The 14,491-nt window shown below is 68.0% G+C and carries 12 protein-coding genes; 7 read left to right on the top strand and 5 right to left on the bottom strand.

Going from position 1 to position 14,491, the window contains the following annotated elements; translation table 11 throughout:
• Positions 1 to 209: 209 nt before the first annotated feature.
• The 3 genes from A4F85_RS14005 to dcd all read left to right on the top strand — a co-directional run bounded on the left by A4F85_RS14005 (position 210) and on the right by dcd (position 3,362).
• Entirely contained in the window at positions 210 to 1,316 is a 1,107-nt protein-coding gene (locus A4F85_RS14005; protein ID WP_063326918.1) for a BMP family ABC transporter substrate-binding protein, read from the top strand.
• A gap of 112 nt (positions 1,317 to 1,428) precedes the next feature.
• Positions 1,429 to 2,721: a guanine deaminase gene (guaD, locus tag A4F85_RS14000; RefSeq protein WP_013803687.1), complete on the top strand. Its 1,293-nt coding sequence runs from the start codon at positions 1,429 to 1,431 to the stop codon at positions 2,719 to 2,721.
• A gap of 68 nt (positions 2,722 to 2,789) precedes the next feature.
• Entirely contained in the window at positions 2,790 to 3,362 is a 573-nt protein-coding gene (dcd, locus tag A4F85_RS13995) for a dCTP deaminase (protein ID WP_013803686.1), read from the top strand.
• 135 nt (positions 3,363 to 3,497) lie between these two features.
• Here dcd and nadB read toward each other — a convergent pair whose 3' ends face one another.
• From nadB to A4F85_RS13975, 4 genes are all read right to left on the bottom strand, one after another.
• Positions 3,498 to 5,000 (bottom strand): L-aspartate oxidase, encoded by a 1,503-nt coding sequence (nadB, locus tag A4F85_RS13990; protein ID WP_063326917.1) that lies wholly within the window; start codon positions 4,998 to 5,000, stop codon positions 3,498 to 3,500.
• A 10-nt stretch (positions 5,001 to 5,010) separates the two neighbouring features.
• The gene (gene nadA / locus A4F85_RS13985; RefSeq protein WP_063326916.1) at positions 5,011 to 6,144 is read right to left on the bottom strand and encodes a quinolinate synthase NadA; all 1,134 of its coding nucleotides are present in this window, start codon (positions 6,142 to 6,144) and stop codon (positions 5,011 to 5,013) included.
• Between the two features lie 143 nt (positions 6,145 to 6,287).
• The gene (locus tag A4F85_RS13980; RefSeq protein WP_063326915.1) at positions 6,288 to 8,039 is read right to left on the bottom strand and encodes a sensor domain-containing diguanylate cyclase; all 1,752 of its coding nucleotides are present in this window, start codon (positions 8,037 to 8,039) and stop codon (positions 6,288 to 6,290) included.
• Positions 8,040 to 8,054: 15 nt separating this feature from the next.
• The gene (locus A4F85_RS13975) at positions 8,055 to 9,002 is read right to left on the bottom strand and encodes a delta(1)-pyrroline-2-carboxylate reductase family protein (protein WP_063326914.1); all 948 of its coding nucleotides are present in this window, start codon (positions 9,000 to 9,002) and stop codon (positions 8,055 to 8,057) included.
• 101 nt (positions 9,003 to 9,103) lie between these two features.
• Between A4F85_RS13975 and A4F85_RS13970 the strand changes: the two genes are divergently transcribed.
• From A4F85_RS13970 to A4F85_RS13960, 3 genes are all read left to right on the top strand, one after another.
• Positions 9,104 to 9,460, top strand: a complete 357-nt coding sequence (locus A4F85_RS13970; protein ID WP_224986416.1) for a hypothetical protein — start codon at positions 9,104 to 9,106, stop codon at positions 9,458 to 9,460.
• Between the two features lie 108 nt (positions 9,461 to 9,568).
• Complete coding sequence (gene ypfJ, locus A4F85_RS13965; RefSeq protein WP_012204077.1) at positions 9,569 to 10,447, top strand: KPN_02809 family neutral zinc metallopeptidase; 879 nt, start codon at positions 9,569 to 9,571, stop codon at positions 10,445 to 10,447.
• 220 nt (positions 10,448 to 10,667) lie between these two features.
• Positions 10,668 to 12,182 carry a DEAD/DEAH box helicase gene (locus tag A4F85_RS13960; protein ID WP_063326913.1) on the top strand — a complete coding sequence of 505 codons (1,515 nt, stop codon included), beginning with the start codon at positions 10,668 to 10,670 and terminating at the stop codon, positions 12,180 to 12,182.
• An 85-nt stretch (positions 12,183 to 12,267) separates the two neighbouring features.
• On the opposite strand, the gene A4F85_RS13955 is transcribed toward A4F85_RS13960, so the two are convergent.
• Entirely contained in the window at positions 12,268 to 13,113 is an 846-nt protein-coding gene (locus A4F85_RS13955) for a symmetrical bis(5'-nucleosyl)-tetraphosphatase (RefSeq protein ID WP_063326912.1), read from the bottom strand.
• 24 nt (positions 13,114 to 13,137) lie between these two features.
• Here A4F85_RS13955 and A4F85_RS13950 point away from each other — a divergent pair, with 24 nt between their 5' ends.
• Positions 13,138 to 14,451: a hemolysin family protein gene (locus A4F85_RS13950; protein ID WP_012204080.1), complete on the top strand. Its 1,314-nt coding sequence runs from the start codon at positions 13,138 to 13,140 to the stop codon at positions 14,449 to 14,451.
• Positions 14,452 to 14,491: the final 40 nt, after the last annotated feature.

The raw sequence follows: 14,491 nt of genomic DNA, 5'->3' as shown, positions 1-14,491 counted from the left end.
TGGAATTTGCCGACGATCTTAGAGCGTGTTAAGCACTTTTAAGTACCCGCGCGGGTTCTGCGCTCTAGTGGACGGTATCTGCCGTCCCTTATGGAGGCCATAAGCGCAGGCCCAGGCAGCCCTCAGGGCCGCTGCCTATAATCGCGCCCCGCACCGGCCGCTGCCCACGGCAGGTGCGTTTTCATTTCCGGGCCATGTAGAGGAACACCATGTACAAAAACCTCGCAGCCGCAGTCGCGGCCGCAAGTCTTGTATCCACGGCCTTGTCCCAAGGCCATCCCGCCCCTTCATCCCCCGCAGGTTCCGCGCCCCTCAAGGCCGCCTTCGTCTATCTGACGCCCGTGCTCGACGCCGGCTGGACGCGCCAGCACGACGAGGGCCGGCGCGCATTGCAGGCGGCCCTGGGTCCGCGCGTGCAGACCCGTGCGGTGGACAGCGTGCCCGAGGGCCCCGACGCCGAGCGCGTGCTGCGCGACCTGGCCGCCTCGGGCAACCAGCTGATCTTCACCACCAGCTTCGGCTACACCGAGTCCGTGATGCGCGTGGCGCGCGACTTCCCGCAGGTGAAGTTCGAGTCGGTCACGGGCTTCAAGCGCGCCGACAACGTGGCCACCTCGAATGCGCGCTACTACGAGGGCCGCTATCTGTCGGGCATTGCCGCCGGCCGTGCCAGCAAGACGGGCGTGGCCGGCTTCGTGGTCGGCTTTCCGATTCCCGAGGTGCTGCAGGGCATCAACGCCTTCACGCTGGGCATGCGTTCGGTCAATCCCAAGGCCACGGTCAAGGTGGTCTGGCTGGATACCTGGTTCGACCCGCCGCGCGAGCGCGATGCGGCCATGGCGCTGTTCAACGGCGGCGTGGACGTGGTGTCCTTCCAGGTCGCATCCACCGCCGTGATGCAGGCCGCCCAGGAGCGCGGCCGCATGGCGATTGCCTACCACTCCGACATGCGCAAGGACGGGCCCGACGCCCAGTTGCTGGCCGTCACCCACCAGTGGGGCGACTACTACACGGCGCGCGCCAAAGCGGTGCTGGACGGCAGCTGGAAGAGCCAGGACACCTGGGGCGGCGTGCGCGAGGGCATGATCCGCGTGGAGGGCTTCGGCCCCAGGCTGCCGCCCGCCGTGCGCGAGGAAGTGCTGCAGCGCCAAAAGGACATGGCCCAGGGCCGCCTGCAGCTCTTCAAGGCCGGCGACAAGCCGGTGCGCGACAACCAGGGCCAGGTGCGCATTCCCGCCGGCAAGCAGCTGGATGATGCGCAGATCCTGCAGATGAACTGGCTGGTGGAAGGCGTGCAGGCCACCCTGCCCAAGTGATGCGGCCTGCGGGGCGTCCGGTCCTGGCGTAAACCCTAGGATGGCGCCTGCCGATGGCGCCTATAGCGCTGCGGATATGGCATCTGCCTGTCCGCCCGCTAAGCTTGGCGGCATGCAAATCTACCGTTCCTCATTGCTGCGTTTTGCCGACGATGGCCAAGCGCTCTACGACGAAGACGGCCTGCTGGCCGTCGCCCCGGATGACAGGGGGCAGCAGCGCGTCGTCGCCGCCGGCAGCTGGCAGGCGCTGCAGGCGCAGTTCACCGGACAGCCGGGCGCCGAAGTCACCCATCTGCCGGGCCGCATCCTGGCGCCAGGCTTCATCGACCTGCACATCCACTATCCGCAGACCGATGTGATCGGTGCGCCCGCCGCCGGCCTGCTGCCCTGGCTGGAGAAATACACCTTTCCGCACGAGTCGGCCTTTTGCGAACGCGCCCATGCCGACAGCGTGGCCGAGTTCTTCCTGGACGAGCTGCAGCGCAACGGCGTGACCACGGCGCTGGCCTTTGCCACCTCGCACCCGGGTTCGGTCGATGCGCTCATGGGCGCGTCGCAGGCGCGCGGCATGCGCATGATCACGGGCAAGGTGCTGCAGGACCGCCACAGCCCCGACGGCGTGCGCGACCAGACCGAGCAAAGCCTGATCGACACCGAAACCCTGATCCAGCGCTGGCATGGCGTGGACCGCCTGGGCTACGCGATCACGCCGCGCTTTGCGCCCACCAGCACGCACGAGCAACTGCGCGGCGCGGGCGAGCTGGCCGCACGCTACGCCGATGTCTGGATCCAGTCGCACGTGGCCGAGAACCTGGATGAAGTGCGCTGGGTGGCCGAGCTCTTTCCGAAGGCGCGCAGCTACCTGTCGGTCTACGACGACTTCGGCCTGATGCGCGAGCGCGCCGTCTACGCGCACTGCATCCACCTGGACGATGAAGACCGCGCCCTGATGCGTGAACGCAGCACCGCCGCCGCCGTCAGCCCCACCAGCAACCTGTTCCTGGGCAGCGGCTTCTTCGACTTTGCGCGGGCCGATGCCGCGCAGTTCCTCTACGGCCTGGCCAGCGACGTGGGCGGCGGCATGAGCTTCAGCCCCTTCCGCACCATGCAGGCCGCCTATGTGGCGGGCCGCGAGGGCCAGACCAAGCAGGGCCTGAGCCTGTCGCCCGGCAACCTGTGGTGGCAGCACACGGCGGGCGCGGCGCGCGCCCTGGGCCTGGCGGGGCAGGTGGGCAACCTGCAGCCGGGCTGCGAGGCCGACTTCGTGGTCATCAACCCGGCCTGCACGCCGCTGCTCGAGCGCAAGACCCGCCAGGCCGAGAGCCTGGACGAGCTGCTGTTCGCCATGATCATCCTGGGCGATGACCGCCTGATCGAGCGCACCGTCGTTTCTCAAGCAAAATAGCGCCTTTGCGCCAGTGCCCGGCCGGGTGCTGGCGCCTGACAAGTGCAGCTAGGGAACGAGGAATTGCCATGAGCATCAAGAGCGACAAGTGGATCCGTCGCATGGCCGAGGATCACGGCATGATCGAGCCTTTCGAGCCGGCCCAGGTTCGCAACGTCGATGGCCGCAAGATCATCAGCTACGGCACCAGCAGCTATGGCTACGACATCCGCTGCGCACCCGAATTCAAGGTGTTCACCAACATCCACAGCACCGTGGTGGACCCCAAGAACTTCGATGAGAAAAGCTTCGTCGATTTCGAGGGTGACAGTTGCATCATCCCGCCCAACAGCTTCGCGCTGGCGCGCACGGTCGAGTACTTCCGCATCCCGCGCAATGTGCTGACCATCTGCCTGGGCAAGAGCACCTACGCGCGCTGCGGCATCATCGTCAACGTCACCCCCTTCGAGCCCGAATGGGAAGGCTATGTGACGCTGGAGTTCTCCAACACCACGCCGCTGCCCGCCCGCATCTATGCCGGCGAGGGCTGCGCCCAGGTGCTGTTCTTCGAGAGCGATCCCGACGATGTCTGCGAGGTCAGCTACCGCGACCGTGGCGGCAAGTACCAGGGCCAGGTGGGTGTGACGCTTCCCAAGGCCTGACGGCTTTGGCCCGGAAGAAAAGGCCCGCAGCGAAAGCTGCGGGCCTTTTTCATCGCCGGGCCGCCCCAAGATGAAAAGCAGCCCCCTCGGGGGGCAGCGGACCTTGCGCAGCAAGGGTAGCGTGGGGGCCATTTTTCATTCCACCAGCGCCAGGGCGGCGTCGATGCGCGAATGTGCGCCGCAGCTCTCGCGCCGCGCAGCGGCAGCCGTGGCCATGAGCCAGCAGACATCGAGCTGATTGCGCAGCGCATGGCCTGCGGCAGGTGCCAGCCTTTCACGCCATGCCGCAATGCGCTGCACGGCCTGCGCCAAGCCCTGGTCGCTGCGCTGTATGCCCACGCAGTCCTGCATGAGCTGGCGCAACTCCTGCGCGACGGCTGCCGTGTCCTGCTCCTGTGCGCCGGCCTGCAGGGTTTCGGTCGGCCGGGCCGGCGCCGGGGCGGCAGCCGGCTGCTGCGCGATGGCCCGGGCGGCAGCGCGCCCCATCACCACGCATTCGAGCAGCGAATTGCTGGCCAGCCGGTTGGCGCCGTGCAGTCCGGTGCGCGCCACCTCGCCAATGGCGTGCAGGCCATCGACATCCGTGCGCCCGTCGATGCCGGCCAGCACGCCGCCGCAGGCGTAGTGGGCGCAGGGGGCGACGGGAATCGGCTGCGTGGCAATGTCGATGCCATGGCTGGCGCACAGGGCCATCACGCCCGGGAAATGCGACTGCAGCCAGGCACGTGGCCGGTGGGTGATGTCCAGGTGCACGAAGGCCAGGCCATGGCGGTCCATCTCGTGCCGAATGGCGCGTGCCACGATGTCGCGCGGCGCCAGTTCGGCCCGCTCGTCATGGGCAGGCATGAAGCGCGTGCCGTCCGGCAGGCGCAGCAGGGCGCCTTCTCCGCGCAATGCCTCCGAGACCAGGCCGGCCGCACGGCCGCCCACCTGCAGGGCCGTGGGATGGAACTGCATGAACTCCAGGTCGCCCACGCGGCAGCCCGCGCGCCAGGCCATGGCCACGCCGTCGCCCGTGGCGGTGGCCGGGTTGGTGGTGGCGGGATAGACCTGCCCCAGCCCGCCCGTGGCCAGCACGGTATGCGCGGCATGCCAGCGCTGCTGGTGGCCATCGGGCAGGCGCACCAGCGCGCCTGTGCAGTGCGCAGGCTGTCCTTCGGTCAGCAGGTCCAGCGCGCTGGTGTGCTCATGCAGATCGATGTTCGCGCGCTCCCGGCAGGCGCGCAGCAGGGCGGCGTGCACGGCCTGGCCGGTGCAGTCGGCGGCATGCACGATGCGGCGGCGGCCGTGGCCGCCCTCGCGCGTGAGGTGCAGGCCACCGCTGTCGTCACGCGTGAAAGGCACGCCGTGGGCCACCAGCCAATCGATGGCGGCAGGCGCCTGTGCAAGGATGGCGCGCACGGCCTGTGCATCGCACTGGCCTGCGCCCGCGACCAGGGTGTCTGCCACGTGTTCGTCGATGCTGTCCTGTGCATCCAGCACGGCGGCAATGCCGCCCTGGGCCCAGGCGCTGGCGCATTCCTCGGCCGCGCCCTTGCTGAGCAGGGCCACGCGCAGATGCGGCGGCAGCGACAGGGCGGCGGCCATGCCGGCCAGGCCGGCGCCGATGATGAGTACGTCTGTGCAAGGCTGTGTCATGGCGCTGTCCTCAGGCAGGACCGAAATGCTGGAAGAGCGCTGCATCGCGCGCAAGGTCTCCGCTGGCGCGCACGGGCTGGCGGTGGCCTGCGGCAAAGGCCAGCATGCGTTCGATGGGGCGGCGCGCGGCCTGGGCAATGGCGGGGTCCACCTCGATGGCGCACAGGCCTTGCTCCAGGGCCAGCTCCACGCCGTGCAGGCTGTTCATCGCCATCCAGGGGCACATGGCGCAGCTCTTGCAGGTGGCGCCCTGGCCGGCCGTGGGCGCGGGCAGGAAGGTCTTGCCCGGGTAGCGCATGCGCATGTCGTGCAGGATGCCCTGGTCGGTGGCGACGATGAAGGTGTCGGTGGGCAGCCGGCCTGCCGCGTTGATGAGCTGGGTGGTGGAGCCCACCACGTCCGCCTGGGCGGCCACGGCGGCCGGCGACTCGGGGTGCACGAGGATGGCGGCCTGCGGATGCTCCAGCGCCATGGCGGCCAGTTCGTCGGCCTTGAACTCGTCATGGACCAGGCAGGAGCCATGCCACAGCAGCATGTCGGCGCCGGTCTGGCGCTGGATGTGGGCGCCCAGGTGGCGGTCGGGAGCCCAGAGGATTTTCTCGCCGCAGGCGTGCAGGTGGGCCACGATGTCCTGTCCCACCGACGAGGTGACCACCCAGTCGGCGCGCGCCTTCACCGCCGCGCTGGTGTTGGCGTAGACCACGACCGTGCGGTCCGGGTGGGCGTCGCAAAAGGCGCTGAACTCGTCTGCCGGGCAGCCCAGGTCCAGCGAGCAGCTGGCGTCGTCGTCGGGCATGAGCACCCGCTTCTCCGGGCTGAGGATCTTGGCGGTCTCTCCCATGAAGCGCACGCCGGCCACGACCAGGGTGCTGGCCTGGTGCTGGGCGCCGAAGCGCGCCATCTCCAGCGAATCGCCCACGCAGCCGCCGGTCTCGCGCGCCAGGTCCTGCAGTTCGCCGTCCACGTAGTAATGGGCCACGAGCACGGCATCGCGCTCGTGCAGCAGGGCGCGTATGCGCTCGGTGGTCCGAAGGCGCTGGGCGCGGTCAAGTTCGGGAGGAATGCGGGCCCAGGCCTCGCCGATGCCGCACTGGCCGGCGAGGGAGAAATGGGGCTTGTCGTACTGCACGGATTTGAGCTGCATGGTGGCCGTCCGGGACTGTGGAAAGGGCTGGTGATGGCTGCGAATAATATGCTCAATTTGAGTATTAGTGTGGTGTTTTTTGCCGCACAGGTGTTTTGCGGCAGTCAGGAAATCGAGGGCGGGAAAAGCGGCGCGGGGCCGCCTCAGCGCTGCAGCTGCACGTTGTTGCGGCCTGCGCCCTTGGCCTCGTACAGCGCTTCGTCGCCACGGCGCAGCATGGCGGTGGCCGTGTCCGTGGTGCCGCGCAGCGTGGCCACGCCCACGCTGGCGGTGACGGGCTCGCCATGCGCCATGGGCGTGGCGGCCAGCAGTTCGCGCAGTTGCTCGGCAATGACCACGGCGGCATCGGCCGTGGTGTCGGGCAGCAGCGCCAGGAATTCCTCGCCCCCCATGCGGGCCAGTACGTCGGACTCGCGCAGCCGCATGCGGAAGGCGCGCGCCAGGGTGCGCAGCACGGCGTCGCCCATGTCGTGGCCGTGCTGGTCGTTGATGCGCTTGAAGTAGTCCACGTCGATGACGAGCACGCTCAAGGGGCGGCCGCTGCGGCGCGCCAGCGCCATGGCGAAGTCCAGCTGGAAGTCGAAGCCCCGGCGGTTGAGCAGGCCCGTGAGCGGGTCGCTGCGCGCCTGGTGCTCCAGTTCGGCATTGGCCTGCTGCAGCTGCAGCGTGCGCTCGCGCACCTGGCGCTCCATGGCCTCGTTGGCCGAGCGCAACTGGGCAATGCTGCCGCGCAGCGCCTGCGAAAGGCGATGCACTTCGCGGCTGCTGTGCAACTGCGGGATGTCGGAGGCCGCACCGCTTCCGTCGATGCCATTGGCGGCACGGGCCAGGCGCTTGAGATCCTGGCTCAGCCTGCGCGCCACCAGCCAGGCGATGACGGCGGCCACCAGCGCTGCTGCCAGGCCGCCGGCCAGCACCTGGTGCATGGCCTGGCGCGCGGGCGCGTAGGCGCTGTCATGCGGCTGCCGGGCCACGATGTGCCAGCCCATGGCCGTTGCCCGGTTGTGGGCCTGCAGCGGCACGGTGGCCGTCAGAAAGCTCTGCGGGCTGTCCTGCCAGCGCGCCACCTGTACGGGCTGCAGCGTGGCATCGGCCGTATCGGCAGACACGGTATGGGCCACCGGCAGGCGCTGGTCCAGGGCCAGCAACGGCTCCAGGCTGTCGCCCGGCGCGTGGATCAGCCGTCCACGCCGGTCGAAGATGAACAGGCCGATCTGCCGGTCGGCGCTGTCGGCCTGCTGCAGGGTCTGCATGGTTTCGCGCACCCATTCCCAGCTGCTGTGCATGCACAGCACGCCCTGGGTGAGATCGCCAACGCGAATAGGCGCCGCGAAGTCCATGAACCGGCGCGGCGCGCCGTCGGCCGCAGGCGGCAGCAAGGCGGACATCACAGGCGAGGAGGCGCGCACATCGCCCACATGGACGCGCTGCAGGCCCGGCTCGAACCAGGGCCGGTCGCTGACATCGAGGCCCACCAGCACCTGGTCAGTCGCGCTGCGCACCGTGCCCTCGGCGTCGGCCACGCCGATCCAGAGGCTGGTGGGCGTCAGCGAACGGGCGCGGTTGAGCAGTGCGCCCACGCCCGGGGCCTCCAGCCCCTGGATCCAGAGCTCCGGCGAGGCGGCCAGCACTTCCACGGTATGGGCGCGGCTGAACAGGCCATCGGACAGCTGCCGGGCGGCGTTGGAGGCCATGGCATGCAGCGAGGCGCTGACCTCGCGCTCCATGCGCCAGCGCAGCAGCTCGCCGAATGCCAGCGACATCAGCACCGTCACGCCCACCAGCAGCGAGCCGAAGACCAGGGCCAGTTGCGTGCGCAGGCCCAGGCGCTGCCAGCGACTGGGCGCGGTGCTGGAAGCCGGGGCGGGGGAATCCGGGGGGAAAAGCTCGTTCAACGCAGAAATCCGCTTTCAACTGTTCTGGAGTGCGGCCCGGCGCATGGCCAGGCGGGTGGCTGCAAGATCCCAGCCACCCCAGCCGCAGCATTTGAACAGCACGGGCGAATCCGAGCGCGGCCATTGCTCGCGCACCACCTGCTCCAGCGTGGGCAGGGCCGCGACATCGATGCCGGCCTGCAGCAGGTCACCGGCCTCATGCAGCGCATCCCCGGTATCGACCACCACGCGGCCCGACTGCAGCAAGCCCTGGCACAGGCCGGGGGCCAGCTCCACCATCTGCGGCGTGAAGGCGCCCACGGCCGAGATGAAGGCATCGCTGCGCGGCGCCTCGCGCAGCACCACGCCCCGGGCGGGCGTGCAGGTCACGATCAGCGGGCAGTGGCGCGCTGCCGCCTCCACATCCTGCACGGCGGTGGCCTGCAGTCCCATGGCCCGGGCCTGGTCGACCAGCGCCTGGGCGCTCTGCGCGCTGCGCGATGCCACCTGAACCTCGCGCACGCCCAGGCCTGCGGCAAAGGCCTGCAAATGGGCCAGGCCCTGCACGCCGGCGCCCACGATCAGCAACGGACCCTGCGGATTCGGCGCCAGCCTTTGCGCGGCCAGCAGCGATACGGCGGCCGTGCGCCGCGCCGTGACCGTGGGGCCGTCCAGGATCAGACGGCGCTCGCCCGTGGCCACGTCGAAGACCACCACATCCCCCTGGATGGTGGCGCGCGGCGTGCCGGCGTTGCCGGGCGTGAAGCTGATCAGCTTGGTCATGGCCACCTGGCCGTCGGTGGCCGGCATGCAAAACAGGCTGCCACCGGCCGGCAGGGGCATCACGATGCGCGCCGGCACCTGCGCTGCCTGGGGCTGCAGCAGCACGGCGGCGATCTCTTCGGCCAGTTCGTTCCAGGGCAACAGCCCGGCCGTGGCCTGGGCGTCAAGGGCGGTGGAGGAGGGCATGCTGGAATGGCTCATGGCCGCGACTGTACACAGTAGGCTTGGATCGACCAATTCACGATGTGTCCAGTGCTGCGCACAGGCCCGTGAGGGCCTGCGCAGGCACTACGATGTCGCCTATGTCACAAAAGCCTTCTTATCCGCGCGAAGAGCCCCGCTGGGACGGTTCGGCGCGGCCCGAAGCTCCGCGCAAGGAATCGGCCCCGCGCTATGAGCAGCAGCGGCGCGGACCCGCGCCCGAGCCGTGGCAGCGCGAGCAGCCGCCCAGCGAGCAGGCTCCCGCGCCCCGCCGGCCCGGCGAGCCTGCACGCGAGCGGCGCCGGCGCGGCGGATGGGGGCTGGGCCTGGCGGTCGTCATCGGCCTGGGCATCGTCGCCGCGCTGCTGGCCGCCATGGTGCTGGTGGCCCGCGAGCAGGTCCTGCGCAGCCAGGCGCCACCGGCCACCGCCCCCATGGCGGTGCAGCCCGTGCGCTGATACACGCCGTATCATTGCCACAGCTGCGGTCGCTGCAGTCCTGCAGGTTCCGACGTAATATCGCCGCCCGATGCTGCAGGCTGCAGCACAGATCCAGGAGTGAACACCATGAGATGGGATGGCAACCGCGAGTCGGACAATGTGGAAGACCGCCGTGACGAGGGTGGCGGTGGTGGCGGCCCCGTCTTCGGCGGACGCAGCATAGGCATTGGCACCATCGTCATCGCCCTGGTCGGCGGCTGGGTGCTGGGCATCAACCCGCTGACCATCCTGGGTGCGCTCAGCGGCGGCTCGCCGGTGCAGGTGCAGCAGCCTCAGGGCCCGGCCCACAAGCCGCCGGCCGATGACAAGCTCGCCCGCTTTGTCTCCACCGTGCTGGCCGATACCGAAGATGTCTGGCGCGATGTGTTCCGCCAGGGCGGTGCCCAATATACCGATCCCAAGCTCGTGCTGTTCCGTGGCGCAACGCCCACGGCCTGCGGCACGGGGCAGTCGGCCATGGGGCCCTTCTACTGCCCTGCCGACCAGAAGGTGTATATCGATCTGGGCTTCTACGAAACGCTCAAGAACCAGCTGGGCGCGCCCGGCGATTTCGCCCAGGCCTATGTGATTGCCCACGAGGTGGGCCACCACGTGCAGAACCTGCTGGGCATCAGCGCCCAGGTGGACCGCGCCCGTGGCCGCGTCAGCAAGGTCGAATACAACCATCTGTCGGTCAAGCTGGAACTGCAGGCCGATTGCCTGGCCGGCGTCTGGGCGAACCGCGCGCAAAGCGCCCGCCAGATCCTGGAGCAGGGCGATGTGGAGTCGGCCATGAATGCGGCATCCAAGATCGGCGACGACGCCCTGCAGCGCGCAGGCGGCGGCGCCGTGGTGCCGGACAGCTTCACGCACGGCACCAGCGCCCAGCGCCAGCGCTGGTTCAGCACCGGCCTGCGTACCGGCAGCGTCAAGTCCTGCGACACTTTTTCGGCTGCTTCCCTCTGAGGAGTACCCCCCACGCTCGCGTTGCTGCGCAAGCTTCGCCGGCCCCTGCGAGGGGCCGCTTTTTCATCTGAAGGCTGCCCGGCGATGAAAAAATGCCCGCATTGCGGGTCCTCATACCGGGTTTTTGCGGGTTGCGCTCACGCAACGCCATGCTTGTCCAGGTGCCAATTGGCGTTATTGCAACGCACAAATCGCGCTAGGTGCGACAATAGCGCTCTCAATGACAAGCTCTTTCTCCAATCTCCAGCTGGCTGAGTCCCTGGCGCGCGCCGTAGCCGACATGGGCTATGAGTCCATGACGCCCATCCAGGCACAGGCCATTCCGGTCGTTCTGACCGGCAAGGATGTCATGGGCGCCGCCCAGACCGGCACAGGCAAGACGGCGGCGTTCTCGCTGCCGTTGCTGCAGCGGCTGATGCGCCACGAAAATACCTCCGCTTCGCCTGCACGCCACCCTGTGCGGGCGTTGGTGCTTTTGCCCACACGCGAACTGGCGGACCAGGTGGCCCAGCAGATCGCCCAGTATGCGAAGTACACCAAGCTGCGCAGCACCGTGGTGTTCGGCGGCATGGACATGAAGCCGCAGACGCTGGAGCTCAAGAAGGGCGTCGAGGTGCTGGTGGCCACGCCGGGCCGTCTGCTTGACCACATCGAAGCCAAGAACGCCGTGCTCAACCAGGTCGAGTACGTGGTGCTTGACGAGGCAGACCGCATGCTGGACATCGGCTTTTTGCCCGATCTGCAGCGCATCCTGTCCCACCTGCCCAAGACACGCACCACCTTGCTGTTCAGCGCCACCTTCTCGCCCGAGATCAAGCGCCTGGCCAGCAGCTACCTGCAGGACCCCGTCACCATCGAAGTGGCCCGCCCCAACGAGACGGCGTCCACGGTGGAGCAGCGCTTCTACAGCGTCAGCGACGACGACAAGCGCTATGCGCTGCGCTCCCTGCTCAAGCAGCGCGACATCCGCCAGGCCTTCGTCTTCTCCAACAGCAAGCTGGGCTGTGCGCGCCTGACGCGTGCCCTGGAGCGTGATGGCCTGCGCGCAACGGCGCTGCACGGCGACAAGAGCCAGGACGAGCGCCTGAAGGCGCTTGAAGCCTTCAAGCGCGGCGAGGTGGATCTGCTGGTGTGTACCGATGTCGCGGCCCGTGGCCTGGACATCAAGGACGTGCCGGCCGTCTTCAACTACGACGTGCCCTTCAACGCCGAAGACTATGTGCACCGCATCGGCCGCACGGGGCGCGCAGGCGCCTCCGGCATTGCCGTGACCCTGGTGACCAACCACGATGCGCGCCTTGTGGGCGAGATCGAGAAGCTCATCAAGAAGAAGATCAACGTCGAGGCCTGCCCCATGGAAGATTTCCGTGGCAGCGCACCGCGTGGTCACCGTTTTGACGAGCTGCCGCGCCAAAGCAGCGGCGGCTACGGTCGTGAACGGGATCGCGGCGCCGAGCGTGGCGATCGCGGCGGTGATGCGTCGCGGGGCAGTTCCGGTTTTGGCCATCGCGGCTCGCGCATGGCCCAGCGCCCGGCGCACTCGGACCCGTTCTTCGACAAGCCCTACGAGGCATCCGCCAGCGTCGATGCGAGCTGGGACAGCCAGGGTGCTGCCGCGCCCAAGGCAGGCAGCGGCATCAAGCCCAAGCGCAAGCTGGCCGCGCTGTTCAAGGCGCCTGTTGCGCCAGTCGCGCCGGTCCCTCCTGTGGCACCCGTCGCCACTTCCGAGGTCTGAGCGCCGCGCAAGCCGCCTGCCTCACGAAAAACGCCTGCCTAGCAGGCGTTTTTTCATGGGCGCTCGCTCATGGGCGTCGTCCAGGTCAGCCCGGGACCTGCGCCTGCGGGCAGTCCACCTGGATCAGTTCCCGGTCCGCCAGGTGATCGCCGAAACGCATCATGCTCAGGCAGCCGCCCCAGACGCAGCCGGTGTCCAGCGCCACCAGGTCGGGCCGGTTGATGTGGCCCAGCGTGGACCAGTGGCCAAACGCAATCGTTGCGCTCGCCGTGGCGCGGCCCGGCACATCGAACCAGGGCATGAGGCCGGGCGCCGCCTGCTCGGCCGACTCGGTGCTGTCGAAATCCATGACACCCTGTGCGGTGCAAAAGCGCAGCCGGGTCAAGGCGTTGACGATGACCCGCAGGCGCTCCCAACCCTGCAGGTCGGGTGACCAGCGATCGGGCTGGTTGCCGTACATGGCCTGCAAAAAATCGGGCAACTGCTTGCTGCGCAGTACCGCATGCACCTCGCCCGCCAGCGCCATCACTTCCTGGCTGCTCCACTGCGGCAGCACGCCGGCATGGACCATCAGCAGTTCCTCGCCATGCGCCATGCGGTGGCTGCGCGCCAGCGGCTGGTGGCGCAGCCAGTCCAGCAACTGATCGCGATCGGGCGCATCCAGCACCCGGGCCAGCGTGTCGCGCCGGCTGCTGCGGCGCACGCCCTGGGCGGCGGCCAGCAGGTGCAGGTCATGATTGCCCAGCAGGGCGCGCATGGAATCGCCGGCGGCCATGCAGGTGCGCAGCACCTTGTCCGATTCCGGACCGCGGTTCACAAGGTCACCCAGGATGTATAGGGTATCGCGGCTGGCGGAGAAGTCCACGCGGTGCAGCAGGCGCTCAAAGGCGTCGTGGCATCCCTGGATATCGCCGATACAGTAAAGTGCCATGGTCTTCTTTCTGATATACGAACCATGGATTTTCTGCTGATCGCGTTGCTTACGCTGCTCAATGGGGTGTTTGCAATGTCCGAATTGGCACTGGCCTCCAGCCGCAAGGCTCGGTTGGTGGCACTGGCTGAAACAGGCGACAAGGGTGCGGTGGCAGCACTGGCCTTGCTCGAAAACCCCACGCAATTTCTTTCTTCGGTGCAGGTGGGCATCACCTCCATCGGCCTGCTCAACGGCATTTTGGGCGAGGCGGCCTTCAGTGACGGGCTGGCCGCATGGCTGCTGGGCCTGGGAATTCCGGAACGCGCGGCCAGCATTTCTGCCACGGCGCTCGTCGTGACCGTGATCACCTTCGTCACCATCGTCTTCGGCGAGCTGGTGCCAAAGCGCATAGGCCAGCTTTATCCCGAAACCGTGGCCACGGTGGTTTCCCGGCCCATGACCTGGGTGGCGTCGGCTGCAAAGCCCTTTGTGCGGCTGCTGGCCTTTTCCACGCGCGCCATGCTGACTCTGCTGCGCATCAATGAATCCGCAGCGCGCGCCGTGACCGAAGAGGAAATCGTGGCAAGCCTCGCCGAAGGGCGGGATGCCGGAGTGATCGAGGCCAACGAGCACCAGATGGTGCAAAACGTCTTTCACCTCGATGACCGCTCACTGACGTCGATCATGGTCCCGCGCGGCGACGTGCAATGGCTGGATGCCGACATGACCGTCACCGAGGCATTGCAGGCCTCGGCCGACGACCACTCGAAGGGCGGGCATTCCTGGTACCCGGTGTGCCGCAATTCGCTGGATGACGTGGTCGGCATCATCAGCGTGGCGCGCCTGCTGGCATTGGGCTCGGATGCCGCCGGCACCACGCTGTACGAACATGTGCTGCCGGCTTCTTTCCTGCCCGAGACACTCAGCGCCATGGAGCTGCTGGAGCAATTGCGTGCCCGGTCCGGGCGCATGGTGTTTGTGGTGGATGAATATGGCGTGGTGCAGGGCATCATGACGCCCCGGGATTTGCTCGAGGCGATTACCGGCGAGTTACAGCCTGTGACCGAGGCAGAAGCCTGGGCCATGCAGCGCGAGGATGGCTCCTGGCTATTGGACGGTCTGATGCCCATATCGGAGCTGAAGGCGCGCCTCGATATTCGTGATCTTCCCGATGAGCACCGCGGCCGATACAACACCGTGGCGGGCCTTCTCATGGCAGAAAGCGGTCATTTGCCCATTCTGGGGGAACGGGTCAGCTGTGCAGGCTGGATCTTCGAGGTGATCGATCTCGATGGCAAACGCATTGACAAGGTGCTGGCCATATCGGATTTATCCGAGAACTACTCTTCGCAATAGGCAGCAGCGATATTGTGGGTTTTGCTTACATGCGTCTTGC

Origin of the sequence: Delftia sp. GW456-R20, assembly GCF_001622915.1 — a bacterium.
Classification (GTDB): Bacteria; Pseudomonadota; Gammaproteobacteria; order Burkholderiales; family Burkholderiaceae_C; genus Comamonas; species Comamonas acidovorans.
The sequence above is the reverse complement of the archived record's forward strand: the minus strand, read 5'-3'. Positions and strand labels throughout refer to the sequence as shown.

Coding starts and splice junctions, on each gene's coding strand:
- A4F85_RS14005 (WP_063326918.1), top strand. CDS start 210: ATGTACAAAAACCTCGCAGCCGCAGTCGCGGCCGCAAGTCTTGTATCC.
- guaD (WP_013803687.1), top strand. CDS start 1,429: ATGCAAATCTACCGTTCCTCATTGCTGCGTTTTGCCGACGATGGCCAA.
- dcd (WP_013803686.1), top strand. CDS start 2,790: ATGAGCATCAAGAGCGACAAGTGGATCCGTCGCATGGCCGAGGATCAC.
- nadB (WP_063326917.1), bottom strand. CDS start 5,000: ATGACACAGCCTTGCACAGACGTACTCATCATCGGCGCCGGCCTGGCC.
- nadA (WP_063326916.1), bottom strand. CDS start 6,144: ATGCAGCTCAAATCCGTGCAGTACGACAAGCCCCATTTCTCCCTCGCC.
- A4F85_RS13975 (WP_063326914.1), bottom strand. CDS start 9,002: ATGAGCCATTCCAGCATGCCCTCCTCCACCGCCCTTGACGCCCAGGCC.
- A4F85_RS13970 (WP_224986416.1), top strand. CDS start 9,104: ATGTCACAAAAGCCTTCTTATCCGCGCGAAGAGCCCCGCTGGGACGGT.
- ypfJ (WP_012204077.1), top strand. CDS start 9,569: ATGAGATGGGATGGCAACCGCGAGTCGGACAATGTGGAAGACCGCCGT.
- A4F85_RS13960 (WP_063326913.1), top strand. CDS start 10,668: ATGACAAGCTCTTTCTCCAATCTCCAGCTGGCTGAGTCCCTGGCGCGC.
- A4F85_RS13955 (WP_063326912.1), bottom strand. CDS start 13,113: ATGGCACTTTACTGTATCGGCGATATCCAGGGATGCCACGACGCCTTT.
- A4F85_RS13950 (WP_012204080.1), top strand. CDS start 13,138: ATGGATTTTCTGCTGATCGCGTTGCTTACGCTGCTCAATGGGGTGTTT.